This window comes from uncultured Rikenella sp., assembly GCF_948810725.1.
In the GTDB taxonomy this organism is placed as follows: Bacteria; Bacteroidota; Bacteroidia; order Bacteroidales; family Rikenellaceae; genus Rikenella.
The window spans coordinates 38,492-63,789 of sequence record NZ_CAQIVA010000007.1 but is presented as its reverse complement, the minus strand read 5'-3'; the positions used below and the strand labels follow the sequence as shown (position 1 = coordinate 63,789).

The 25,298-nt window shown below is 60.5% G+C and carries 19 protein-coding genes; 12 read left to right on the top strand and 7 right to left on the bottom strand.

Going from position 1 to position 25,298, the window contains the following annotated elements; translation table 11 throughout:
• Positions 1-76 precede the first annotated feature (76 nt).
• From Q9S52_RS04460 to Q9S52_RS04450, 3 genes are all read left to right on the top strand, one after another.
• Positions 77-994, top strand: a complete 918-nt coding sequence (locus tag Q9S52_RS04460) for a hypothetical protein (RefSeq protein ID WP_304708299.1) — start codon at positions 77-79, stop codon at positions 992-994.
• 990 nt (positions 995-1,984) lie between these two features.
• On the top strand, positions 1,985-3,088 hold the full coding sequence (locus Q9S52_RS04455) for a phosphotransferase enzyme family protein (RefSeq protein WP_304708298.1): 1,104 nt from the start codon (positions 1,985-1,987) through the stop codon (positions 3,086-3,088).
• The gene (locus Q9S52_RS04450) at positions 3,081-3,698 is read left to right on the top strand and encodes a carbohydrate-binding family 9-like protein (protein ID WP_304708297.1); all 618 of its coding nucleotides are present in this window, start codon (positions 3,081-3,083) and stop codon (positions 3,696-3,698) included. Before Q9S52_RS04455 ends, Q9S52_RS04450 begins: the two co-directional genes overlap by 8 nt.
• 1,322 nt (positions 3,699-5,020) lie before the next feature.
• On the opposite strand, the gene Q9S52_RS04445 is transcribed toward Q9S52_RS04450, so the two are convergent.
• The 6 genes from Q9S52_RS04445 to murB all read right to left on the bottom strand — a co-directional run bounded on the left by Q9S52_RS04445 (position 5,021) and on the right by murB (position 10,613).
• Positions 5,021-5,167 (bottom strand): hypothetical protein, encoded by a 147-nt coding sequence (locus Q9S52_RS04445; protein ID WP_297625045.1) that lies wholly within the window; start codon positions 5,165-5,167, stop codon positions 5,021-5,023.
• A gap of 218 nt (positions 5,168-5,385) precedes the next feature.
• Positions 5,386-5,952: a DUF5606 domain-containing protein gene (locus Q9S52_RS04440; RefSeq protein WP_370648991.1), complete on the bottom strand. Its 567-nt coding sequence runs from the start codon at positions 5,950-5,952 to the stop codon at positions 5,386-5,388.
• Positions 5,953-6,037: 85 nt separating this feature from the next.
• On the bottom strand, positions 6,038-6,679 hold the full coding sequence (gene coaE / locus Q9S52_RS04435; RefSeq protein WP_304708296.1) for a dephospho-CoA kinase: 642 nt from the start codon (positions 6,677-6,679) through the stop codon (positions 6,038-6,040).
• Positions 6,676-7,632, bottom strand: coding sequence for a hypothetical protein (locus Q9S52_RS04430; protein ID WP_304708295.1), 957 nt, complete (start codon positions 7,630-7,632; stop codon positions 6,676-6,678). The genes coaE and Q9S52_RS04430 overlap by 4 nt, the downstream gene beginning before the upstream one ends.
• 316 nt (positions 7,633-7,948) lie before the next feature.
• Entirely contained in the window at positions 7,949-8,098 is a 150-nt protein-coding gene (locus Q9S52_RS04425) for a hypothetical protein (RefSeq protein WP_297832112.1), read from the bottom strand.
• A gap of 1,501 nt (positions 8,099-9,599) precedes the next feature.
• A complete protein-coding gene (murB, locus tag Q9S52_RS04420) occupies positions 9,600-10,613 on the bottom strand; it encodes a UDP-N-acetylmuramate dehydrogenase (protein WP_304708294.1) in 1,014 nt (337 codons plus the stop codon).
• Between the two features lie 43 nt (positions 10,614-10,656).
• Here murB and Q9S52_RS04415 point away from each other — a divergent pair, with 43 nt between their 5' ends.
• The gene (locus tag Q9S52_RS04415) at positions 10,657-12,189 is read left to right on the top strand and encodes a DUF4301 family protein (protein ID WP_370648990.1); all 1,533 of its coding nucleotides are present in this window, start codon (positions 10,657-10,659) and stop codon (positions 12,187-12,189) included.
• Positions 12,190-13,545: 1,356 nt separating this feature from the next.
• Here Q9S52_RS04415 and Q9S52_RS04410 read toward each other — a convergent pair.
• On the bottom strand, positions 13,546-13,809 hold the full coding sequence (locus Q9S52_RS04410; protein WP_297628559.1) for a hypothetical protein: 264 nt from the start codon (positions 13,807-13,809) through the stop codon (positions 13,546-13,548).
• Between Q9S52_RS04410 and Q9S52_RS04405 the strand changes: the two genes are divergently transcribed.
• The 8 genes from Q9S52_RS04405 to Q9S52_RS04370 all read left to right on the top strand — a co-directional run bounded on the left by Q9S52_RS04405 (position 13,792) and on the right by Q9S52_RS04370 (position 24,046).
• The gene (locus Q9S52_RS04405) at positions 13,792-14,418 is read left to right on the top strand and encodes a hypothetical protein (protein WP_300728954.1); all 627 of its coding nucleotides are present in this window, start codon (positions 13,792-13,794) and stop codon (positions 14,416-14,418) included. The genes Q9S52_RS04410 and Q9S52_RS04405 overlap by 18 nt on opposite strands.
• Before the next feature lie 26 nt (positions 14,419-14,444).
• On the top strand, positions 14,445-15,413 hold the full coding sequence (locus Q9S52_RS04400) for a DUF2764 family protein (protein WP_304708293.1): 969 nt from the start codon (positions 14,445-14,447) through the stop codon (positions 15,411-15,413).
• Positions 15,414-15,460: 47 nt separating this feature from the next.
• On the top strand, positions 15,461-17,221 hold the full coding sequence (locus tag Q9S52_RS04395; protein WP_304708292.1) for a V-type ATP synthase subunit A: 1,761 nt from the start codon (positions 15,461-15,463) through the stop codon (positions 17,219-17,221).
• 13 nt (positions 17,222-17,234) lie between these two features.
• Positions 17,235-17,834, top strand: a complete 600-nt coding sequence (locus Q9S52_RS04390) for a suppressor of fused domain protein (protein ID WP_294594287.1) — start codon at positions 17,235-17,237, stop codon at positions 17,832-17,834.
• Between the two features lie 35 nt (positions 17,835-17,869).
• Entirely contained in the window at positions 17,870-19,198 is a 1,329-nt protein-coding gene (locus tag Q9S52_RS04385) for a V-type ATP synthase subunit B (protein WP_297628568.1), read from the top strand.
• A gap of 1,610 nt (positions 19,199-20,808) precedes the next feature.
• On the top strand, positions 20,809-21,405 hold the full coding sequence (locus Q9S52_RS04380; protein WP_294594912.1) for a V-type ATP synthase subunit D: 597 nt from the start codon (positions 20,809-20,811) through the stop codon (positions 21,403-21,405).
• The gene (locus Q9S52_RS04375) at positions 21,402-23,240 is read left to right on the top strand and encodes a V-type ATP synthase subunit I (protein WP_304708291.1); all 1,839 of its coding nucleotides are present in this window, start codon (positions 21,402-21,404) and stop codon (positions 23,238-23,240) included. Before Q9S52_RS04380 ends, Q9S52_RS04375 begins: the two co-directional genes overlap by 4 nt.
• Positions 23,241-23,599: 359 nt before the next feature.
• Complete coding sequence (locus Q9S52_RS04370) at positions 23,600-24,046, top strand: V-type ATP synthase subunit K (protein WP_294594968.1); 447 nt, start codon at positions 23,600-23,602, stop codon at positions 24,044-24,046.
• Positions 24,047-25,298: the final 1,252 nt, after the last annotated feature.

The window sequence follows — 25,298 nt, the reverse complement described above, 5'->3', positions numbered from 1 at the left end:
GCTTCAAAGGCCCACGCTTTTTATTTCCGGACGAGAACCCTTTTTTATTCACTTAATTAAACACAACGCTATGGAAATGAAACAATTACCGTCGCCAGACGCCCTGAAACGCATCATGATGATGCTTGGAGTGAAATACCTTGTCGGCTGGGGGACGGCGGACGATGAAGAGGCGGCGCAGGAGTGCGGATTCGACGATGTCTGCGAATGGCTGGAAGGCGATATCCTGACCGACTACTTTACGCTGGGCTACGACCCGGAGACGGGCGAGTATCGCTACGACGAGATTCCGGGGGGAGACAACGAGTTTCTGCACTTCGTAGCCGCTCCGAACTACTGTTTCGTGTGCAGCTGTTGCTGCGAGGGGGGCAGACCGCTGCCCCGGGAGGAGATCCCGGCCGAGATTTACGACCGGATCGACGAGGTGGCCGGAACCTGCGCGACTCTCTTCGCCTGGTCGGTGGACGGGAAGACGTGGAACCAGCCGGAGGGATTCGACTGCTCGACGTTCAACGAAACGATCCTGGATCGCTTTTTCGACCGCTTCCCCGATTTCGACGAGGAGCGTTTCCGGCAGGCATGCCCGCTCTGGTATCAGGTCTACAAACAGGTGCCGTTCGACAACGACATGCTGCTGGAATGGGCCCTGCTCAGAGAGCTCTCTCAGGCGGCTCCGGCGACGGCGGCCGGGCTCGAACTGCCGGAGGTCGCGCCTGTCGGGCAGGCTAAGGTGTTGAAGTACTTCGTGAACTACCCGACTGCGCTCCGGGAGGATTACGAGCCGGCGTTGACGGCTGAACATGTCGAGGAGCTGACGGCCAAAGGGCTTTATGCGTTGGCGGCTTACTGTGCGGGCCGCATGGCGGCGGAGCGGCCGGACGATGCGGCGTTGCGGCAGCAGGCGGACGATCTCTACGGGAAGGCGAAGGAGATGGTTGAGAATCAAAAGGATATGGATGATTTGGAGGGGGGTGAAGAGGAGTACGATGGATAGTCGCTCTCCGATCCGGTAGGGTTCGGAGGAGCGGGGAGGCGCGAGGCATGGAAATCTTTTTCCATGCCTCGCTTTGTTTTTCGCGGCGGGGTCTTTATCGGTAGTCTCTATCCTCAAATCCAGCTCTTTGCCTTCCGCGGACACGCGGCCCGTTTATTCCGAGAGGCAACGCAACTGAAGACCGTAGGCACGGCTGTTCGAGCTGCCGGAATCGAGGCGTGTCACATCGAAATTCAAATACATCCCGTTTCCGCCTTTCACTGACGACGAATAGCAGAACCCGCCGTTACCGACACTGGACTGCACGCCCAGAGTATAGCTGCGGTAGCCCGGGGCGGTGCCGCTCGGTACTCGAATCGGGCAGCCTTTACCCCATGGCAGCATTTCTCGGGCTTCCGGCGCGAGTGAATGGGGAGAATGTTTTTGCGGGCCGGAGCCAGCGTGGCCGGAAACGAGCTCCGCGACGTTGCAGGCCTACGCTTGGGGTGGCTCCGGCCCGGGCGGTTCTGCGAACCGCAGGAGCAAAAATAGGGTGAGGCTGCGGGTCACTGAGGGTAGAGATGGCCGGTTCTTGAGGTAACTTTGGGGTAGAGGCTGCCGATTATTTAGGCCGAGGCTGCCCGGTTCGAGTGCCTCTCTTCTCCGTTTATTCCGAGAGGCAACGCAACTGAAGACCGTAGGCACGGCTGTTCGAGCTGCCGGAATCGAGGCGTGTCACATCGAAATTCAAATACATCCCGTTTCCGCCTTTCACTGACGACGAATAGCAGAACCCGCCGTTACCGACACTGGACAGCACGCCCAGAGTATAGCTGCGGTAGCCCGGGGCGGCAGATGGAGCGTACTCCAGAGGCACTCAAAAGCCGGCGGCCGAGGGAGGGTCTTTCCGAAAAAGTCACTATCTTTAACCGTCCGACCGGGAGACCGACTCTCCCCGTCGGGCGGAATCCTTTGGAATACTAACCCTATTAAAAACCATTTAACCTCTTGATGAATACCGATTTGCGCGCTATCGCCGAACAGTTTCGCATCGACGGCGACGTCCGGACGGTGCGTCCGCTGGGCGAAGGATTTATCAACGACACCTTCCTGATCGAAACCGAGGCTGACAATACCCCGAACTACATCCTGCAACGGAAAAACCGCCATATTTTCACCGACATCCCGGCCATGATGGAGAATATCCGCCGGGTGACCGACCACCTGAAAACCAAGATCAAGGCTCGGGGCGGCGATCCACGGCGCGAGGCGCTCACTGTCACGCCGACAAAGGACGGAGAACTCTATTTCCTCGACGCTGAGGGAGAATATTGGGCCGCTTGCGAATTTATCGCCGATACGGCGGCGTATCAGCAGGCCGATACGCCGGAACTCGCTTTTCAGGGCGGAAAGGGGATCGGGCTGTTTCAGGCGATGCTGGCCGATTTCCGGGAGCCGCTGACCGATATTCTGCCCGGATTCCACAATATCCGATATCGTTTCCGGCAGTGGGACGAGACGCTGGCCGAAGACCGCGTGGGGCGTGTCAAAGAGGTGGCCCGGGAGATCGGCTGGATCGAGGAGCGGAGGGAGGAGATGCTCCGGTTCTGGTCGTTGGTCGAAACGGGCGTGATTCCGACGCGGGTGACGCATAACGATACGAAAATCAATAACATCCTGTTCGACGGCAAGACGGGGGAGGTGTTGTGTGTGATCGACCTCGATACGGTGCTCTCGGCGACGTGTCTCAACGACTACGGCGATGCGATGCGGTCGTACACCAATACGGGGGCGGAGGATGATGCGGATCTCGACCGGGTGTCGATGGATATCGCGATTTTCAAGGCCTATACGGAGGGGTATCTCTCTGAGGCTCATGCTTTCCTGACGCCGGAGGAGGCGGAGTACCTCGCTTTTTCGGCCCGGTATATCACCTACGAACAGGTGCTGCGGTTTCTGATGGACTACATTGACGGTGACCGATACTACAAGGTGAAGTCGCCGGAGCACAACCTGGTGCGGACGCGGGCGCAGTACCGGCTGTTGCAGAGTATGGAGGCGCAGTATGCGGATATGCAGCGGATTGTAAAAGAAATATTGGAACGGTATGCTTAAGATTCGGAAAATCGAGGCGGGGAGCTCGCTGGAGGGGCTCCCGATGCAGGAGGTGGCGTGCAACAACTGGGCGGCGGAATATCCGTATGCGCCGCGGGTGAGGTTTGCGGCGGGGCATGACGGGGAGAGGCTGCTCTTGCGATTCGAGGTGGAGGAGGGCTGCACGATGGCGAGGGTCGCGGAGGACAACGGGCCGGTGTGGACGGATTCGGCGGTGGAGTTCTTCATCTCGTTCGACGAGAGGGGGTACTATAACTTTGAGTTCAACTGCATCGGGCGGGCGCTGCTGGGGTTCCGGAAGACGAAACCGGAGGTGCGGCATGCGGATGAGGAGGTTATGGGGCTGATCGTGCGGCGGGCGTCGCTGGGCGGGGAGCCGTTTGAGGAGCGGAGGGGGGATAATCGATGGACGCTGGAGGCGGAGATTCCGGCGGGGGCGTTCTTCGCGCACGATTTCGGCTCGCTGGACGGGCTGCGGGCGCGGGCGAATGTCTACAAGTGCGGGGATGATCTCTCGCAGCCGCATTTCCTGTCGTGGAGGCCGATCGGCACGGAAAAACCGAATTTCCATGTGCCGGAATACTTCGGCGAGGTGGAGTTCGAGGCGTGAGCGGCGTGCGACAGAGAACGGGAGACAGAGTAGGGCAGAGGCTGCCGCAGCGAAACGCAGTTTCGCCCGTCCACGGGACGTGGGGCCCGCGCGGCCCGAGCGCAGTACCCTCTTGTAGGACAGCCGCGCGCCTCGCCTTTAAGAGGGAAATCGTCAAAACTCGCTTGCGTGTTTTGACAAGATTTCCCAAGGCGCGCGAATAAAGAGCTGGGCCGAGCAGATTAAGCGATACGCAGTATCGCTCCGTCCCGCCGGGGTCACCCGGACGCCGCCCGCGCAGGGCAGTTTCAGGCGGGTCAAAGCTCGACCGCGCGCGACCGCTGGAGAAGGAAATCATTCAAACGCGTTGTTCGCGTTTGAATAAGATTTCCGCCAGCGCGCGGACAGAGAATAGGGGTAGAGGCTGCCAGTTGAAATGCGCCAGCATTTCCCGTCCACGGGACGTGGGGCCCGCGCGGCCCGAGCGCAGTACCCTCCTGTAGGACAGACGCGTGCCCCGCCTAAAGAAGCGATTCAACTATTTCGGCGATAGCCGAATATAGATGAATCGCGCAAGGCGCGCGAAAACGCGGCGGAGCGACAGCGGAGCCGCAGTGAGGCGGACACGGGGCGGAGAACTGGGTCGAGCTTGGGGCTGTGTCTGTTCTTCAGGCGCGAAAACCGCAATCGGTTTTCGCGCCGCGCTGGGCCGAGCTGTTGGCTGAGCTTTTGCGGCTCGCAGAGCCGCCGGGCTTGCGGCGGGGCATCTTTGATGCCCGGGCCGGACGCCGCAGCCCGCACCCGACAGAATTGGACGAAAGTCCGAAACCAAATGGGCCGAGCTTCTGCGGCTCTTTGAGCCGCGCAGTTCGCCGCCACCCCACGCGGTGGGCTGTAACTTGTCGGAGCTCGTTGCTGCTCTCCGCTGGTGGCGAACTGCTATAGGTTGAGAGCGAGTAGCGCGGTTCCGAGAGGAATCGCCGTCCTCGGCGAGGGCGACGCTTTAGCGGCGCGAGGGGGGCGCGCCGAGGACGAATAGCTGTGCTCTTGCGACTCGCAGAGTCGCGCGGGCCGGACGCCTCCCACCGGGAGGCCCGCAACACGCCGCTCGCGCGTCGAGAGTTGCTGCTCCTCCCGGGCGTCCAACTCACTTCATCCAAGAGCGTGAATGATACGGGCCGGAGCCAGCGTAGCCGGAAACGAGCTCTGCGACGTTGCAGGCCTACGCCGGAGGTGGCTCCGGCCCGGGCGGTTCTGCGAACCGCAGGATTCAATTCAAAAGTAGGGTAGAGGCTGTCTAATATTGGGGTAGAGGCTGCCATTAAAACGCCCTTTGGGCGCGTTTATTCCGAGAGGCACCGCAACGGAAACCCATGGGCGCGGCTGTCCGAGTTGCTGGTGAGGAGGTGCTGCGAAAAGAAATTCAAGTCCAGACCGTAGACACCGCCCGTAACGGAAGACCAGCTGAACCCGGTGTAGCCGACGCCCATCAGATCGCCCGAGTTCGAAAGGCGGTTGCCCGGGGCGGGGACGAGGGGCTGGCGAAAACGAGACGGGGCGCCGCAAATGGGTTCCCTAAACGGGTGGGCTCTTGCTTAAAAACCGGGGGCTGAGACGGGCATGAGGGCTGCGCGCGGTGTGGAGCGAAAAGGAAGACGCCGAGTCGCGCCCACTTTGGGTCGACTCGGCGTCTGCTCGATACGGCAGGCTACTGCGCTTTCCGGGCGGTGGTGTTCTTGACCGAGGCGGTCTTGGCGCCGCTCACTTTCGGTGTCCGCTGGGTGGCGCTGCTCTTGGGGGCTGCTTTCGTGCCGGTCTTTGTCGTTTTGGCCGACTTCGGCGCTTCGGTGGTCGGTTCGCCTCCTTCGGCAGGAGCTTCGTCGGCGGCTGTGAAGCGGGTCATCCCGGCGGCGATCAGGAGATTGTACCACTGGGCGATCTTCTTGATGTCGGACTGGTGGACGCGTTCGGTGTCGTAGTCCGGAAGCACGGAGGAGATGAAGGTGCGCAGTTCGTCGGGGCTGGATTTGGAGGTCACGGCGACGGATTGGCCGCTCTGCCGGTCGTAGATGGTCTGAAACAGATCGCCCAGCGGCACTTCGGACGAGGTGGTGAAGATGGCGATGTCGCCCAGGGCGCTCACTTTGGTCGTGCCGCCGACCATGGTACGGCGGCCGTCAGCCAGCGATTCTACGATAATCCCCCCTTTGCCTTGTGCCACGTAGCGGTAGAGACCCGGGGTGCCGGATACGGCTAAAATCTCTTTCAGTTCCATAACGTATTGGTTGTCTTGTAGTTTTTCTGGTTCGTCGAGGCGGCTCGATGGGCTGCCTTGCGGGGAACAAAGGTAGCAAAATTTCCTAATTCCGGATGGCGGCGGTTTCGCGGCACAGGGTGGTGTGGAGGGCGAGCACTTGAGGGATCAGCAGTTGTCGGTCGTCGGCGGTGAGGGTGAAGTCGGCGTAGGAGGCGCGTTGGGGATCGCTCAGCTGGGCGGAGATCCGGGCGCGGGCGGCGGTGGGGGTGGTCCGGTCGCGTTGGATAATCCGTTGGAGGCGAATGGGTTCGGGGGCGGTGACGGTGACGATGCGATCCATCAGCCGGTGGGCGCCGGATTCGATGAGGATGGCGGCTTCTTCGACGATGTAGGGGGGGGGCGAGGGATGTCGAGCCCACTGGGCGGCCCAGTGTTCGAAGTCGCGTTCGACGGCGGGGTGTACCAGGCGGTTCAGGGCGGCGAGGCGGTCGGGGTGGCCGAATACCTGGCTGGCGAGATAGGGTCGGTTGAGTTTCGTGGTCTGATTCTCAGTGATATATGTTTCTTGGCCGAAGTGGCGGACGATGGCTTCCTGCAAGGAGGGGTCGTGCTCCATGAGCCGACGGGCGGCGAGGTCGGCGTTGTAGACGGGGATGCCGAGGAGTTGCAGGAGCCGGCCGACGGTGCTTTTGCCGCTGCCGATGCCGCCGGTCAGGCCGATGCGCAGGGGAGGAGGAGGGGTCATGGCCGGCGGGTGAAGAAGGTTTCGACGTCTTGGGGTTCGATGCGCAGGATTTCGGTGCCGAGGGGTAGGGAGTCGATCCGCACTTCGCTGCGGCCGCTGGGCTGGTGGAGGGCGTCGCGGTAGTCGACGTAGGCGTGGAGTTGCTCTTCGCGAATCCGTTCGTAGTCGCGGAGGGGGACGTTCAGGGTCACGCGCACGCGCCCGGGAATGACGATGGCTTGGGTCTGTTTCTCGAGGTGTTGGATCCGGACGGGGAGGTCGAGGGTGTGCTGGGTGTAGGGTACGATGTCGATGCGGTAGTCGGTCTGGCGTTCGGAGAGCAGGGTGCCGGCGGGGGGGGTGAGTTCGATGTGGCCGCTGAGGGTGCCTTGGGCGTCGCTGATCCGACGGGGGCGGGTGTAGATGCCGGAGAGGCTGTCTAAAAGGCTCCGAGGGCCGCGAACGTCGACGGAGTCGGGACGGAATCGGGGCTGGCCGATGGGCATGTGTTGCCGGGCGGGGAGGATGTCGATGCGGCTGAGGATGGCCATCCGCCGCGTTTCGACGGGCGATACGCGGATGGTGAGGGCGGTGTCGAGGATTTCGAGGATTCGGAGCTCTTTCCCGGAGGCGGCGAGGGCGCCGGTCAGGGAGGTCTTATCGATCCGGAAGAGTTCGTCGCTCTCGGGAACGGGAACCAGGGTGAGTTGGGACATGGGGATCACGAGGCGGTCGGCCAGGTGCAGTTTGTGGGCGAGGAGTTTGCTCCCGACGCCTTCGGCGCGGCAGTGGATGGTGGTGCGGGGCTGGTCGATCCACAGCCGGGAGGAGAAGTCGTTGGTCACTTCGACGGAGAGGGGGATCTCGGTGGTGTAGCGGTAGCCGAGTTGGGTGATGTACCACAGTAGGGCGGAGATGACCAGAAAGATCCAAAAACTGGGCTTGATATAGTGGGTGATGCGGTTGAGTTTCATGGCGGGGCAAAGATAGGGAAAATGGGGGTAGGGTGGCGCGGGGTTCGTGGGGCTTTTTGAGGGATTTCCGAGGGAGTTTTGAGGGGGCGCTCTGACAAGGGGCGGGGGTGTTGCTTTTGCGGTTCTTCGGCCCGCTTTGGGGTAGAGGCGGCGGGTCGGTTTGGTTGAGGCGGCCTTTATTTAGGGTAGACCTGGCCGTTGGTTCGGGTAGAGGCTGCCTTGTATTTAGGCTAGAGACCCGGCTAGTTGCTTGGGGTAGAGGCTGTTTCTTGGGGTAGTTCCAGCCTCTTGCCCACCGCGTGCCTCTCGTCCCCGTTTATTCCGAGAGGCAGCGCAACTGAAAACCGTAGGAGCGGCGGTCGGAGTGGCTGGAGTTGAAATAGTGGGTGCGGTATGCGATGTATTGGGCGGATGTGTCGTCGGTGGATGAAGACCAACTGGCGCCGTGTTCGCCGGCGCTGTCCATCGCGCCTTCGCCGCTGCCGCGGAAGCCCGGGGCGGTGCCCGCAGGGCGTTTTGTTGGCTGTCTTTATCCTACTTTGGTTTGACCTTAGCGGGTCGGACGCCCGGGAGGTGTCGCAATTCTCGACGCGCGAGCGGCGTGTTGCGGGCCTCCGCGGCGGGAGGCGTCCGGCCCGCGCGACCCGTTGGGTCGCAAGAACTCCGCCACCAGCACCGCCCTATTTTGGTTTCGGGCTGCGGCGTCCGGCCCGGGCATCAGAGATGCCCCGCCGCAAGCCCGGCGGTTCTACGAACCGCACTACTCGCTCTCAGTTCAAGCGGTCGAAGCCTACGGGGTTTGGGGTAGAGGCTGGCAGCAAAAGACACTGTGCGTCCCTCCGCGGTCGGAGGCTTCGGCCCGCGCGGCTCTACGAGCCGCAGGAGCTCGGCTCCAAAAATCAGTCCAAACCACGGCCAAAGGTTCAACCCAATTCTTCCAGTTTCGGGCTGCGCATTCTCCGGGTAGACTGAAGGCCCAGCGCGTCTCCCCCCACACCACTAAAGGTCGCAACAACTTTCTATCGAGTTCGGCCTGTCGCCCACCCCCCGAGCGGCTTCGCCGCTGGGCGAACAGGCCGGCGACCCAAAGGGTCGCAAGAGTTCAGCCCAATCCACCGCCTCAATTTTGCGAGGTTCGCCGCCAGCGGCGAATGCAACGAGCTTTGTCGAGTTGCAGTCCGCCGCATGGGGTGGCGGCGAACTGCGCGGCTCTGCGAGCCGCAGAAGCTCGGCCCAAAGCAAGGCCCAAATCCAAGCCCCACTCTCGGCCCAGCGCGGCGGGAAAACCAACTACGGTTTTCGCGCCCGAAGAACAGGCGCAGCCCAAAGCACAGCCCAGTTCTCCGCCCCGCGTACACCTCACTGCAGCTCCGCTTTCGCTCCGCCGCATTTGCGTCGCCCGCTGGGATTTCATCTCGATTTTGCTAACGCAAAACGAGCGAAATCCCCATTTAGGCGTGGCGCGCGATCTGGACACTGCCCCGGCTGAAACTGTTCTCTTTGTGAACAAAGAGAACCAGAAAAACTTTAGACGGATGCTAACGCATCCTAAAGCTGCCGACGGCCCAACCTTTTTTCCGCGCTCCTTGGGAAATCTTGTCAAAACGTGCCAGCACATTTTGACGATTTCCCTCCTAAGGCGTGGCGCGCGTCTGTCCGACAGGAGGGTACTGCCCTCGGGCCGCGCGGGCCCCACGTCCCGTGGACAGGAAATGCTTACGCATTTCCACTGGCCGCCTCTATCCCTGTTCTCTGGCCGCGCGCTGGCGGAAATCTTATTCAAACGCGAAACACGCGTTTGAATGATTTCCTACTCCAGCAGTCGCGCGCGGTCGAGCTTTGTCCTGCCTGAAACTGCCCTCGGGCCGGACAGGCCCCGCGTGCCCGCGGTGGGCAGTGGGCTGTGTTGGCCCAAATTTTCGCCTCGTTCTTTGTCCGCGCGCCTGAGGCTGTAGGAGGCGTCGCTTTTACAAGACGTTCACTTCTTTCGAAAGGAGGATCCCGAATTTCGATTCTACGTCGGCGATGATCTGGTCGGAAAGTTGCAAAATCTCCTGGGCGGTCGCGCCGCCTAAGTTGATCAAGACCAAGGCCTGGCGAGGATGGACGCCGACGGTGCCGCTCCGGAAACCTTTCCAACCCGCCCGGTCGATCAGCCACCCGGCGGCTACTTTCACGCTGCCCTCCTCGCCTGTCGGGTAGAGGGGCAGGTCGGGATGTCGTGACTTCAACGCCTCGGCCTGAGCGACCGGTATCACGGGGTTCTTGAAAAAACTCCCGGCGTTGCCCGATACGGCCGGATCGGGGAGCTTCTCGTTCCGGATCGCTGTCACGGCGGAGCGCACGTGAGAGAGGCTCGGGCCGCCGAGGAGCGTCACCCGGTCGTGCAGGTCGCCGTACCTTATATTATAGGTGTACCCCTCCTGTTCCGGAGTGAGGCGGAATTCGACGGCGGTCACGATGGCGCGACCCCGAAGAGGGCCTTTGAAGATGGATTCCCGGTAGCCGAAAGCGCAGGAGGAGGAGGAAAGACGGACGGTTTCGAGACGCTCTGTGTCGAAGTATTCCACGGTCTCGATGGTGTCTTTGGCTTCGGAACCGTAGGCGCCGATGTTCTGAACCGGGGCGGCGCCCACGTATCCGGGAATGGCGGAGAGGTTCTCCAGACCGCCCAGGCCGCGTTCCACGCTCCAGGCGACGAGGTCGTCCCAAACGACGCCGGCGTCGGCTCGAACCAGGGTGGGCTCGACGAGGGTGATCCGGGAGCCGGTCGGGTGGAGGATCAGGCCGGGGAAATGGCCGGTCAGGATCAGGTTGCTGCCGCCGCTCACCACGTACCAGGGCCAGCGGTTCGTCCGGCAGGTCTCGATGAGGCTGCGAAGCTCTTCGGTATCGCGGAATTCGGCCCAGTGGGCGGCGCGGGCTTCCAGACCGAAGGTGTTGTGGGCGAGAAGGGCATAATTCTCGGATATTTTGTTCATCTTTTCGGGTCGATTGGGGTTTGTGTGTGCAAATTTAAAAATAATGACTAACTTCGAGGACGATTATTCCTTTTTAGATATGGCTGTATTTACTCAGAACGACTTGGAGCGGATGGCGGCTCGGGGGACGGATTGGGAGCGGGTGGAGGAGCAGTTGGAGAATTTCAGAAGCGGGTTTCCGTTCCTGAAAATCGACCGGGCGGCGGTGGCGGGGGACGGGATTATGAAGCTCGATCCGGAACGGGCGCAGGTGTTGGCGGGGCTGTACGGACGGGCGGTGGCGGGGTTGGAGGTGGAGAAGTTCGTGCCGGCGTCGGGGGCGGCGTCGAGGATGTTCAAGGAGTTGTACGAGTATGTGGCGGAGGGGAAGGGGAGCGCGACGGTGGAGAGGGTGTTGTCGGGGATCGAACGGTTTGCGTTCTATGAGGAGCTGGTGGCGCTGGGGGGAGATATGAAGGATCCGAGGGCGGTGGTGGCGGCTATGGTGGAGGGGGATGCGGCGGCGGGGACGGGTTTGGGGCTGGGGAGCAGGCCGAAGGGGCTCATCAAGTTCCACCGGTATGGGGACGGGGGGCGCACGGCGATGGAGGAGCATTTGGTGGAGGTGGCGCTCTATGGCGGAAATCCGGCGAGGATCCATTTTACGGTGTCGCCGGAGCATATGGAGGATTTCAAACGTCTGGTGGAGGAAAAAAGCGCGGGGTTTGCGGCGAAGTACGGGGTGGAGTATGAGGTCTCGTTCTCGGTGCAGGAGCCGGGGACGGATACGGTGGCGGTGAATCCGGATAATACGCCGTTCCGGGTGGGGGATGCGGGCGGAGAGGGGGAGATTCTTTTCCGGCCGGGGGGACACGGGGCGTTGATTGAGAATCTGAACCGGATCGATGCGGATTTGATCTTTATCAAAACGGTGGACAATGTGGTGCCGGATCACTTGAAGGAGGATACGGTGCTGTATAAGAAGGCGTTGGGGGAGGTGGCGCTGGAGTTGCAGCAGCAGGTGTTCCTCTACCTGAAGAAGATCGATTCGGCGGGCTTCGCGGCGGAGGGGGATTTCCGGAAGGAGGTGTGGCGGTTTGTCGAACGGGCGTTGTGTTACCGCTTTCCGGAGGGGTTCGAACCGACGCTGGAGGATTTGAGGCGGGTGTTGGATCGGCCGATCCGGGTGTGCGGCATGGTGCGGAACGAGGGGGAACCGGGCGGGGGGCCGTTCTGGGCGGAGACGTCGATGGGGGTGCGGGGGGCGCTGTCGCTCCAGATTGCGGAGTCGTCGCAGATCGATCCGGAACACCGGACGGCTTTGATGGGGGGTGGGACGCATTTCAATCCGGTGGATCTGGTCTGTGCGGTGCGGGATTTCAGGGGGAGGAAGTTCGACCTCGCGCGGTTTGTGGATAAGAGGACGGGATTCATCTCGGAAAAAAGCAAGGACGGACGGGCACTCAGGGCGCAGGAGTTGCCGGGGCTCTGGAACGGGGCGATGGCGGACTGGACGACGGTCTTCGTGGAGGTACCGATCTCGACGTTCGCGCCGGTCAAGACGGTGGCGGACTTGCTCCGACCGCAGCATCAGTAGCGGTTGGCGGGGGACTTGTTTGGTGGGGGGAGGATTTCCGCCAGCGCGCGGACAGAGGGTTGGGCCGTGGCTGCCCACTCCGAGTGCCGGGAGGCACCGCCCGCCCGGCGGACGCGTTCGCGCCACGGCGGGCAGCCTTTATTATTTCAATGCAAACGTGCGCCCTGCCTAAAGGAGCGATTCTGCTATTTCGGCGGTGAGCCGAATATAGATGAATCGCGCAAGGCGCGCGTTTGATAGAAGAAGTGGATCAAAGCTCGACCGCGCGCCACGCCTAAAGAGGGAAATCGTCAAAACTCGCTTGCGTGTTTTGACAAGATTTCCCAAGGCGCGCGGTCAAACGGTGTGTGAAATTCGTCGCCCGCTCGCCTAAAAGGGCATATTCTGCCGGTTGGCACTCGGCCAATCCGGCAAGATATGCCGCGGGCGACGGCAAGCGTGGCGGAGCGCAAGCGGAGCCGCAGTGGGGTAGACACGGGGCAGAGAACTGGGTCGTGCTTTGGGCTGTGCTGTTCTTCGGGCGGGAAAACCGGTTACGGTTTTCCCGCCGTGCTGGGCCAAGCTTTGGGCTGGAATTTGGGCCGAGAGCGAGTAGCGCGGTTCTTCGAACCGCCGGCCTCGTCGCCCAGCGGCTTTGCCGCTTGGGGGGATGGGCGACAGGCCGAACACGACAGCTTTGGGCGGTGAACGAGGTGTTGCTTTTGCGACCCAACGGGTCGCGCGGGCCGCAGCCTCCCGCAGCGGAGGGACGCAACTGACGTTGCTTTTGGCCCCGCAGGCTTCGTCCGCTTGAACTGAGAGCGAATAGCGCGATTCCTTGAGGAATCGCCGTCCTCTTATTGGGGTAGAGGCTGCCCAATCGGAGTGCCCGAAGGCACCGGCGCGGGGGGCGCTCCGAGGACGAACCTCGCAAAACGGGGGCGGTGAATGGGGCATTGTAGTTGCGACTCGCAGAGTCGCGCGGGCCGGCGCCACCCCCGGTGTAGGGCCGCAATCTCGCAGAGCTCGTTGCGCCCACGCTGGCTCCGGCCGCCAAAGTCGCAATAAAATAGGATAGAGGCGGCCGCTTGGGGTAGTTCCAGATAGCTTTTGGGTAGAGGCGGCCAGTTACTTAGGGTAGTTCCAGCCCTTTGCCCACCGCGGGCACGCGGCACCGTTTATTCCGAGAGGCAACGCAACTGAACACCGAAGGAACGGTGATCTGCGTAGCAAGGATTAAGGGTAGTCGTAGTAAAACGTAAAAACGGACTGCTAAATTTATCGGTTGTGGCCGAGGACCAACTGAAGCCGTTACCGCCGACGAGGTTTAATGCTCCGCTTGTATTCGGGCCGCGGTAGCCCGGGGCGGGGCTCCGTTTATTCCGAGAGGCAACGCAACTGATAACCGTTGGCACGGTAATACGCATAGCTGGGGTTAAGCCACGGTGCACTGAAATGCAGGTTATGGCTGCGAATATTGTTCGTCTTGGAAGACCAAACATATCCGTAGCTACAGACAAAGTGCAGGGTACCATTGGCATCGCTGCGGTAGCCCGGGGCGGAGAGATGAAACCGAATACGGACATAAAGTGGAAATAAATACGCATCATATTCAGACGGATCATGGAAAACAAATTGCAAGAACTCACCGAAAAACTCTATAACGAGGGACTTTCGAAAGGGCGGGCCGAGGCGGAAGCGGTGCGCGAACAGGCCAAACGGGAGGCCCAACGCGTGGTGGCCGAGGCGCAGGAAAAGGCGAAGGAGATTGTCGCGGCGGCGGAGAAGGCGGCCGAACAGTTGGTGGCCAATGCCGAAAACGAGGTGAGGATGGCGGCCGGACAGCTCAAAAGCGCACTCAGGCAGCAGATCGAGGGAATGGTGCAGATGGAGGTCGTGACGCCGAAGGTGGCGGAGGCGTGGAGGGATGGCTCTTTTATCAAGGAGCTCGCGGTGCAGGCGGTGGCGCGGATGGATCCCGCACAGGGACTCGGGGTCGTGCTGCCGGAGGCACAGGGGGGAGAGCTCGTCGAGGCGGTCAGGAGTGCGCTGGCCGAACGTTTCGGGGCGGAAAACGGGATAGAGGTCTGGACGGATGCACGGGTGAAAGTGCCGTTCCGGATTGCTGTCAGGGAGGGGGGATATTATATCGGGTTCTCGGATGCCGATTTCGACGCGTTGTTCCGTTCGTACCTGCGGCCGAAGGTGGCGGGGCTGTTGTTCGGGGATGAGGCGGCGGAGAAGAAGTAGTTTTTGTCTTTTAGGATCAGCGAATTATGCAGTATTACTATCTGGTGGCGGGCCTGACGGAGTATCCGTTCGATATAGAGGCGGCTGCGGCGGGGGGGCTCAAAATCGATGTGCCGGAGATCAAACGGACGATCCTCGGGGAGTTGGCGCCGGCGGATCGGAGGGCCGTGGAGCTCTTGTACACGTACTACGATATTCTGAATATCGTGGGGTATGTCAAGCGGACGGGGCTGCCGTTCAATGTGCTGGGGAATCTCTCGCACAAGGAGGTGGCGCTGCTGGTGGATCGCACGGTCGAGGGGGAGGGTGAAGGCACGCTGCTGCCGGAGGAGTTGGCGGCGAGGGAGGAGGAGCTGGATGTTCCGGCGGCGATCAGGGCGGTGGTGGAACGATTCCGGGGAGGGCAGGCCGAGGAGGGGGCGGGAGAGTTGGCGCCGCTGAGTGTCGAGGACTTGGAACGGGAGCTGTTCCTGAATTTCTACCGGGTCTGCGAGGGGACGGCGGAGGGGAGCGGATGGTTCGGGCTCGTGGCGAGGTTGCCGGAGTTCTTGCGGCGGTGGGCGGAGTATGACCGGACGGTGCGCAATATCGTGGCGGCCTACAAGGCGAGGCAGCTGGGGTGGCCGGCGGAGGTCAGGGCGAGGATGATCGTGGAGGAGCGGCAGGAGCTCAGAGAGGCGTATGTCAGCGGGCTGGCGCAGGATTTCGGGATGAGGGATCGTTTTCCGTACACGGAGGAGGTGTTGCAGGTCTTGGAGACGGAGGATTTCGTGGAACGAGAGCGGAGGATGGATGCGCTGCGGGTGAGGATGGCGGACGACTTGGCGGAGCAGGACTATTTCGGGGTGGGGAGGGTGATGGATTACCTGATCCGGTTGAATATTCTCTATCGCTGGACGGCGTTGGAGGCGGGACGGGGACGGGAGGAGTTTCGAGAACTGGTGGCGGGGCTCACGGAGGCGGAGGCGATCGGAAGGGCCACGGCGAGGCGGTGAGGGGCGGGGGAGCGGATTGAAAATGTAAAAATGAATAGAACCATACTATGAAAACTACGGGTGAAGTGATCGGCATTATTGCCAATCTGGTCACGGTGAAAACGTCGGGGCCGGTGTCACAGAACGAAATCTGCTACATCTTGATGGACGGAGGGGTCAGACTCATGGCCGAGGTCATCAAGGTGATCGGAGACCGGGCTTATGTGCAGGTGTTCGAGAGCACCAGGGGTTTAAGGGGAGGGACGCGCGTCGAGTTCGAGGGGCATATGCTCGAGGCGACGCTCGGGCCGGGGATTCTGACCCGCATCTACGACGGTTTGCAGAACGACCTGAAGGCGATGGAGGGGGTGTTCCTCAAGCGGGGGGAGTACAATGCGCCGCTGGATTTCGAGTCGAGATGGGACTTTACGCCGCTGATCGCTGCTGAAAATCAGGAGGTCAGGGCGGGCGACTGGCTGGGGTGGGTGCCGGAGGGGTGGTTGCAGCACAAGATCATGGTGCCGTTCAAAATGGAGGGGGTGTATCGGCTGAAGTGGATTGCGACGGCGGGGAATTACAAGATTACGGACGTGATCGCCACGGTGGTGGATGCGGACGGGGTGGAGCACGGGTTGTCGATGATGCAGCGGTGGCCGGTGAAGGTGCCGATCACGGCGTTCAGGGACAAACCGAGGCCGTTCAGGACGATGGAGACGGGCTTCCGGGCGATCGATACGTTCAACCCGATTGCAGAAGGGGGGACGGGGTTCATTCCCGGGCCGTTCGGGGCGGGGAAGACGGTGTTGCAGCACGGGATTTCGAAGCAGGCCAATGCGGATGTCATCATTATTGCGGCGTGCGGGGAGCGGGCCAATGAGGTGGTGGAGACGTTCGTCGAGTTCCCGGAGCTGGACGACCCGAGGACGGGCAGGAAGCTGATGGAGCGGACGACGATTATCGCGAATACTTCGAACATGCCGGTGTCGGCGAGGGAGGCGTCGGTGTATACGGCGATGACGCTGGGGGAATACTACCGGGCGATGGGTTTGAAAGTGTTGCTCTTGGCGGACTCGACGTCGCGGTGGGCGCAGGCGCTGAGGGAGATGTCGAACCGGTTGGAGGAGTTGCCGGGGCAGGATGCCTTCCCGGTGGACTTGTCGGCGATCATTTCGAACTTCTACGCGCGGGCGGGCTTCGTCTACCTGAATAACGGGGAGACGGGGTCGGTGACTTTCATCGGGACGGTGTCGCCGGCGGGGGGGAACCTCAAGGAGCCGGTGACGGAGTCTACGAAGAAGGCGGCGAGGTGTTTCTATGCGCTGTCGCAGGCCAGGGCGGACTCGAAGCGCTATCCGGCGATCGACCCGCTGGAAAGCTATTCGAAGTACCTGGAGTATCCGGAAATCATCGGCTATCTGGACGAGCACTACGGGGGGGATTGGGTGACGAAGGTGCTGGCGTCCAAGTCGATGGTGCAGCGGGGAAAGGAGGCGTTCGAACAGATCAACATTCTGGGGGACGACGGGGTGCCGGTGGAGTATCACGACAGGTATTGGAAGTCGGAGCTGCTGGACTTCATCATTCTGCAACAGGACTCGTTCGATGCGACGGACGCGAACTGTCCGATGGAGCGGCAGGTCTATATGTTCAATCTGGTGATGGACATTTGCGGCCGGACGTTCAAATTCAAGGATTTCGAGGAGTGTGTGGCGTACTACAAGCGGCTCATCAACGAGCTGCGGCAGATGAACTTCTCGGCGTTCGAGGGGGAAGATTTCCGCAGGCATTACGAAGCGGTGCAGGATATCCTCAAGGAGCAACAGCAATAGCGCGGGATTGATTATGGTGGACGAAACACAGATCGAGACGATGACCATTCGGCTGTTCGACGAGTGCGAGGGAGGGGACGGGACCGAGGAGACGCGGGTGCACTTGGCGAATCAGCGGGAGTTTCCGCCGATTCACATCGTCAGCGGTCGGATGAAAGGCTTTCCGGCCATCCGGCTGATGGCTACGGCAGGGGTGGCGCTCCGGCCCAATCGGGTGGAGATGAAAGACGGATCGGTCCGGGAGGTGCCGGTGGAACTCGTGCTGGCGATCCGCGACGAACGGATCGATACGCTGGCGCATCTGGCTTATGCCTGTGCGTTGGACGGGGGGACGGTCAGGCCGGGGATCGTATTTAAAAATACGGTCGAACTGCCGGGATCGGAGCTCAAACATTGTTTCCTTGCGGAACCGTTCATGTGGGACGACGGGGCGGTCTTTTCCAGAGGATACACCCTCGAGGGCGGGACGGAACGGATACTGTGGCTGCAGGCCGTGCCGATTACGGATCGGGAGTTGGAATACATCGTGGAACGGGGCGTCGACGACTTCTGCGAGGCGATGGAACGGGAGGATCCGGACCTGACGGATCCGGAACGGACATCGTTCCTTTGATACATTCGGGATTGAGAATTAAAAACACAGATCATATGGAGACACAGGGATTTCAGAAGATATACACGCAGCTGACGGCGATTACGAAAGCGACGGTGACGCTGCGCGCGGAGGGGGCGGCGAACGATGAACTGGCGATGGTGGGGGGGCGTTTGGCGCAGGTGGTGAAGGTGGCGGGGGATGCGGTGACGTTGCAGGTGTTTGCGGGGACGGAGGGGATTCCGACCGATGCGGAGGTGGTGTTCCTGCACCATCCGCCGATGCTCAAGGTGAGCGACCAGCTGGCGGGGAGGTTCTTCAACGCTTACGGCGAGCCGCTGGACGGGGCGCCGATCGAGGGCGAGGAGCGCGAAATCGGGGGGCCGACGGTCAATCCGTATCGACGGATGCAGCCGAGCGAGCTGATTGCCACGGGGATTGCGGGGATCGACCTCAATAACACGCTGGTGTCGGGGCAGAAGATTCCGTTCTTTGCGGATCCGAACCAGCCGTACAACCAGGTGATGGCGATGGTGGCCCTCAGGGCGCAGGTGGACAAGATCATTCTGGGGGGGATGGGGTTGACGAATGACGACTACTTGTATTATAAGACGGTGTTCGACAATGCGGGGGTGTTGGATCGGATCGTCTCGTTCGTGAACACGACGGACAATCCGCCGGTGGAACGCTTGTTGGTGCCGGATATGGCGCTCACGGCGGCGGAGTATTTCGCGGTGGACAAGGGGGAGAAGGTCTTGGTCTTACTGACCGATATGACGCTCTATGCGGATGCGCTGGCGATTGTGTCCAATCGTATGGACCAGATTCCGTCGAAGGACTCTATGCCGGGGTCGTTGTATTCGGACTTGGCGAAGATTTACGAGAAAGCGGTGCAGTTGCCGAACGGGGGATCGATTACGATTCTGGCGGTGACGACGCTCAACGATGGGGATATCACGCATGCGATTCCGGACAACACGGGGTATATCACGGAGGGGCAGCTGTTCCTGCGCAATGATGCGGAGATCGGCAAGGTGATCGTCGACCCGTTCCGGTCGTTGTCGCGTTTGAAGCAGCTGGTGATCGGCAAGAAGACGCGCGAGGATCACCCGCAGGTGATGAATGCGGCGGTGCGTTTGTACTCGGATGCGGCGAATGCGCGGACCAAGCTGGAGAATGGGTTCGACTTGTCGGATTACGACAAACGGACGCTGGACTTTGCGCGGGAGTACTCGGAAGAATTACTTGCCATCGATATCAATATCGACATCACGCAGATGCTGGATACGGCGTGGCGCTTGTTCGCGAAGTATTTCTCGCCGAGCGAGGTGGCGATCAAGGAGGCCATACTGAAGAAGTATTGGCCGACGACGCAGACGGCGTAGTTTCGGTTTATCGTTCTTTTGTTCAAAGAGAGGTTGGTGCGGGTAGACCCGGCCAGAGCATCCCGCGGGGATGCGCTCTGAAGTCTTTTTGGTTCTTTTTCTTCAGAAAAAGAACAGTTCGAGGCGGCACAGAGCTCGACCCGCGCGCGACTGCTGGAAAAGGCAATCGTTCAAAGCGACTTGCGCTTTGGACAAGATTTTCGCCAGCGCGCGGGCAAAGAACTGGGCTGAGCTGATTAAGCGATACGCAGTATCGCTCCGTCCCGCCGGGGTCACCCGGACGCCGCCCGCGCAGGGCAGTTTCAGGCGGGTCGAAGCTCGATCCGCGCGCGATCGCTGAAGTAGGAAATCATTCAAACGCGTGATTTGCGTTTGAATAAGATTTCCGCCAGCGCGCGGGCAAAGAACTGGGCTGAGCTGATTAAGCGATACGCAGTATCGCTCCGTCCCGCCGGGGTCACCCGGACGCCGCCCGCGCAGGGCAGTTTCAGGCGGGTCGAAGCTCGATCCGCGCGCGATCGCTGAAGTAGGAAATCATTCAAACGCGTGATTTGCGTTTGAATAAGATTTCCGCCAGCGCGCGGGCAAAGAACTGGGCTGAGCTGATTAAGCGATACGCAGTATCGCTCCGTCCCGCCGGGGTCACCCGGACGCCGCCCGCGCAGGGCAGTTTTATCCGGGTCGAAGCTCGACCCGCGCGCGACCGCTGAAGTAGGAAATCATTCATAGCGTCATGCGCTTTGAATAAGATTTCCGCCAGCGCGCGGGCAAAGAACGACGCGCGAAAAACTTGGCCCGCGCAAAAAAACGTCGCCCGCCCGCTTAAAGAGGGATTTCGCTCATTTTGCAGTAGCAAAATCGAGATGAAATTCCAGCGGGCGACGGAAACGGCGGAGCGAAAGCGGAGCCGCAGTGAGGCGGACACAGTGCAGTGCTTTGGGTTGAGCTTGAGGGCAGGCCGAAGCCTGCGGGGCCCAACAGCAACGTCAGTTGCGGGCCTCCGCTGCGGGAGGCTTCGGCCCGCGCGGCTCTGTGAGCCGCAGAAGCTCAGCCCAACTCCTCGCACCGCTCTTTGTCCGCGCGCCTTGGAAAATCTTATTCAAAAACGATTGCGTTTTTGAATGATTTTCCTCCTAAGGCGTGGCGCGCGGTACTGCTCGGCACGCGAAAGCTGGTCGTGTCTACCCCAATTTCAGTCGCCCGCGGCCATTCTTGCCGGATTGGCTCGCCGCCAATCGGCAGAATATGCCCTTTTACGCGGGCGGGCGACTGTCGAGTTCGAGCCGCCTCGAACTGTTCTCGTTGGCTACGCCTTCCTCCTCGCCGCTCGGCAATTTGCAAACTGCGTTTGCATTGCTCTCGCTGGCAGCGTCGGTTGTGAACAAAAGGAACCGAAAAACCGACGCAGCAACCGAGTGCCATCAAACTTGTTTGAATGGCCGAGGTGCAAGGAGGAACCGAGTAGCGTTCCGAGAGCAGAGACCGTTTACGGGCTATGCCGAGGTAGCACGAGGAAGCCGAAGGCAACGCGAAGCCAAACTTTCGACGGATGCTGACGCATCCTCAAGCTGCCGGCGGCCTTGTCTTTTACGAGGCAAAATTATTTTAGAATGATCAAGTTTCAGTTCAATAAAACTGCGCTCGGCGAGCTCGGAAAACAGCTCGCCATGAGAACCAAAGCCTTGCCTACGATCAAAAGCAAGGAGTCGGCACTGCGCTCTGAGGTCAAGAAGGCCAAAGACCGGGTCGCGGAGTTGCAGGAGCAGCTCGACCGAACGATGAGGGAGTACGACTATATGGTGCAGCTCTGGGGGGAGTTCGACCGGTCGTTGATTACCGTCAGGGAGGTGAAGTTCGGAGAGCAGAAAATCGCCGGGGTGGAGATTCCGGTGCTCGAAGATATTCAGTATGAGGAGAAACCGTACAACCTCTTCAGTGCGCCGCTGTGGCTCGCCGACGGGATGAGGATTCTCAAGGAGCTGGCTCGGCTGGGCGTCGAAAGCGAGTTCTATCGACGGAAGATGGAGCTGCTCGAAAGGGCGCGGAAGAAGACCACGCAGAAGGTCAATCTGTACGAAAAGGTGCAGATCCCGGGATATCAGGAGGCGATCAGGAAGATCAAACGCTTCCTCGAAGACGAGGAAAACCTCTCGAAATCGTCCCAGAAAATTGTTAAATCCAGACTGGAAACGGAGGCTGCTTTATGATCGAACGCATGACCCGATTCAATGTCGTCTTGTACCACGGCGACGTGGAATCGTTTATGGAACGCCTGCGGGAGCTGGGGGTGGCGGATGTGACGCTCTCGGACTGGGAGCCGTCGCCGGAGCAGAGGGAGAGGATGGCCAGGGCCGAACGGTATAAAAATGCTTACATGCGCCTCGGGGCGGTCAAGCGGGGGAGGGCCGAAAAGGATGCCGAGGAGGAGAAACGCGATGTGGCGCCTTTCGATACGGTCGAAGAGGCGGTCGAGGCGTTGGAGGGGGCGACGGAGCGCATCGCGCAGCTCGAAACGCTTCGCATGAAGGCGACGGCGGAGCTGGACGGGCTGGCGATGTGGGGCGAGTTCGACCCGGCGGAAATCAGGCGGCTCAGGGAGGCTGAGGGGATTGCTCTCCGCTTCTTCGAGGTGCCGACCAAACAGTACCGGACGGAGTGGGAGTGGGAATACCCGATTCAGGTGGTGGTGCAGAATTTGGGCGGGATGACCTATTTCGTGGTGGCGCAGCCGGTGGGCGAGGCGGGGGCGGCGACGGAAGCGATCGGGCTGGGGACGGCGGCGGTCGAGTTGCGCGCGCCGGAGATGACTTTCACGCAGAAGGAGTTGCAGATCGAAACCTATCTGAGGGAGGAGGCGCAAAAACAGGAGGTGATTGCGCGGGCGGCTTTGTCGCGGGATCGGATATGGGCCGATTATGTGGAGCTGAAGAACGGAATTGCGTTCGACGAGGCGCTGCACGCGGGGACGGAGTATGCGGAGGGGACGGTGAAGGTGGTCGAGGCGTGGGTGCCGACGCCGCTGAAAACGAAGCTGGAGGAGTTCCTCGACGGTCAGCCGGTGGTCTGGGCGGAGGAGGAGGCGAGGGTCGAACAGAATCCGCCGATCAAACTCAAGAATCATTTCTTTGCGCGGTTGTTCGAACCGATCGGATCGCTCTATATGCTGCCGAGGTACAACGAAATCGATATCACGCCGTTCTTTGCGCCGTTCTTCATGCTCTTCTTCGGGATGTGTTTCGGGGATGCGGGGTACGGGGTGCTGTTCATCTTGGCGATCGTGCTCTTCTGGCGCAAGATTCCGGTGCGTTTTCGGGATTTTGCCTGGCTGGCGCTCTTCCTCAATATAGCGACGGTCTTTTTCGGGCTCTTGACGGGGAATGTCTTCGGTATCGAGCTGGCGAAGGTGCCGGAGCTGGTGAGGTTCAAGGAGTACTTCGTCTCGAACGAGAATATGTTCAATGTCGCGGTGGGGCTGGGGGCGGCGCAGATCTTGTTCGGGATGATTCTGCGCATCTTCAACCGCTGGAAACAGAACGGGAGCTTTCTCTACGGCTTGTCGACGCTGGGGTGGGTGATTCTCTTCGTGACGGGGGGATTGGCGCTGGGGGGGATATTGGATGCGCCGGGGGTGGTGTTCTATGTCCTGCTGGGAATTGCGGGGCTGCTGATCTTTTTCTTCAACTCGCCGAAGAAAAACCCGCTGGTCAATGTCGGGGTGGGGCTCTACAACTCTTACGAGATGGCGACGGGGGTGGTGGGGGACTTGGTCTCGTATGTGCGGCTCTTCGCGATCGGGCTGGCGGGGGCGATCATCGCGCAGGTGTTCAATGCGTTGTCGGTGGGGCTCAGCGGGAATATCCCGGTCGTGAGCTGGATCGTGATGGCGATCATTCTGCTGATCGGTCACGGGTTGAATATCTTTATCAGTGCGCTGGGGGCGTTTGTGCATCCGGTGCGGCTGACGTTCGTCGAGTTCTACAAAAATGCGGGGTTCGATGGGGGGGGGCGAAAGTTCGTGCCGTTTAAACGGATCGATAAATAAATTGTTCGATTATTGTTCTTTGCCCTGTACGGAACTGTTCTCTTTGTGAACAAAGAGAACCAGAAAAACTTCAGAGCGCATCCCTGCGGGATGCTCTGGCCGTGTCTGCTCTTGGGTTGGGCTGGATTTTCGGCGGGGCGCTATAATGCGAGTATTACCCCAATGCGCCTCGCCTGAAAATCCCAGCCCAACGAAACAAGGCGGAGAGAACACGTGGTCGGCCCAACGGGACGACCTCTGCAAAAGTTCTTTGGGTACCTTTCTTTCAAGAAAGGTACGGTTCCAGCCGGGTAGACACGGAACGATTAAATAGATGAGAATAAAAAGGAAAACACAATAAAAAACAAAAACAAACGATTATGGAACCGATTTTTTGGGCTTATTTGGGAGTGGCAGTCATGCTTGTCTTTTCGGGTGTGGGGAGCTGCTACGGGACGACGATCAGCGGTAATGCGGCTGTCGGAGCGATGAAGAAGAATAAGGGGGCGTTCGGGAGTTACATGATTCTCTGTGCGATGCCTTCGACGCAGGGGCTGTACGGCTTTCTGGGGTACTTCCTGTTGAAGGGCTTTCTGACTCCGGAGATCACGATGGCGCAGGCGGCGGCGATTGTGGGGGGTGGTTTGGCGCTCGGGTTGGTGAGCCTTTGGAGCTCGCTGCGGCAGGGTCAGGTGGCGGCGAATGCCATCACGGCGATCGGAAACGGACATGATGTGTTCGGTAATTCGCTGATTCTCTTGGCGTTCCCGGAATTGTACGCGATTCTGGGGGTAGCGGCTGTCTTCTTTATCAGTCAGGCGATTTAGCTGTTTGATTAACAGGAGGATCGGTGTTTTTCTCCCTCCTGTTGCAGGTTTTGCGCCGGCGTTCCTCTTTTGTAGGAACGCCGGCGTTTGTGTTTCGCAGGAGGGGTGGTTAAGGGGTAGGTTTGTGAGTTTCTATTTGGGGGCCCGCGCAGTTTTAGGCGCACAAAGCTCGATCCGCGCGCGGACAAAGAACTGGGGTAGAGGCGGCTATTTGCCCACCGCGGGCACGCGGGGCCTGCCCGGCCCGAGGGCAGTTTTAGGCGGGACAAAGCTCGACCGCGCGCCGACGCCAAAAGAAACGATTCAACTATTTCGGCGGTAGCCGAATATAGATGAATCGCGCAGGCGCGAGAATAAAGAATTGGGCTGAGCTGATTAAGCGATACGCAGTATCGCTCTGTCCCGCCGGGGTCACCCGGACGCCGCCCGCGTAGGGCAGTTTCAGGCGGGGCAAAGCTCGACCGCGCGCGACCGCTGAAGTAGGAAATCATTCAAACGCAAATGATGCGTTTGAATAAGATTTCCGCCAGCGCGCGGAAAAAAGGTTGGGCCGTCGGCAGCTTTAGGATGTGCAAGCATCCGTCTAAAGTTTTTCTGGTTCTCTTCCAGCCGTGGCAGTGTTCAGATCGCGCGCCCCGCCAAAAGAAGCGATTCAACTATTTCGGCGGTTAGCCGAATATAGATGAATCGCGCAAGGCGCGCGAAAAACTCGACTTCACGTAAAGCTCCGTCGCCCGCCCGCCTAAAGAGGGCATATTCTGCCGGTTGGCACTCGGCCAATCCGGCAAGAATTGCCGCGGGCGACGGGAATAGGGATAGGCCCGGCTATCTTTCGGGTGCCGAGCGGCTCCGGCGGAGCGAAAGCGGAGCCGCAGTGAGGTAGACACGGGGCGGAGAACAGGGACGAGCTTTGGGCTGTGTCTGTTCTTCAGGCTCGAAAACCGAAAACGGTTTTCGAGCCGCGCAGGGCCGAGCAAAGGGCTTGGCTTTGGGCGATGGGTTGGGCTGTGCTTGTGATCGTGCTTTAGTCTTTACTTTGGGCCGAGAGCGAGTAGCTAAGTCCCCGTGGTAACGGTCGGCCCGCAGCCCCCGGATGCGGAGGGGACGCACAGCGTCTTTTACTGGCCGCCTCAGCCTTAATATTTGTTCTCCGCTGGCTGCGGTCGAAAACAAATGGGCTGAGCTTCTGCGGCTCGCAGAGCCGCGCGGGCCGAAGCCTCCGACCGCGGAGGCCCGCAACTCGCCATGCTCG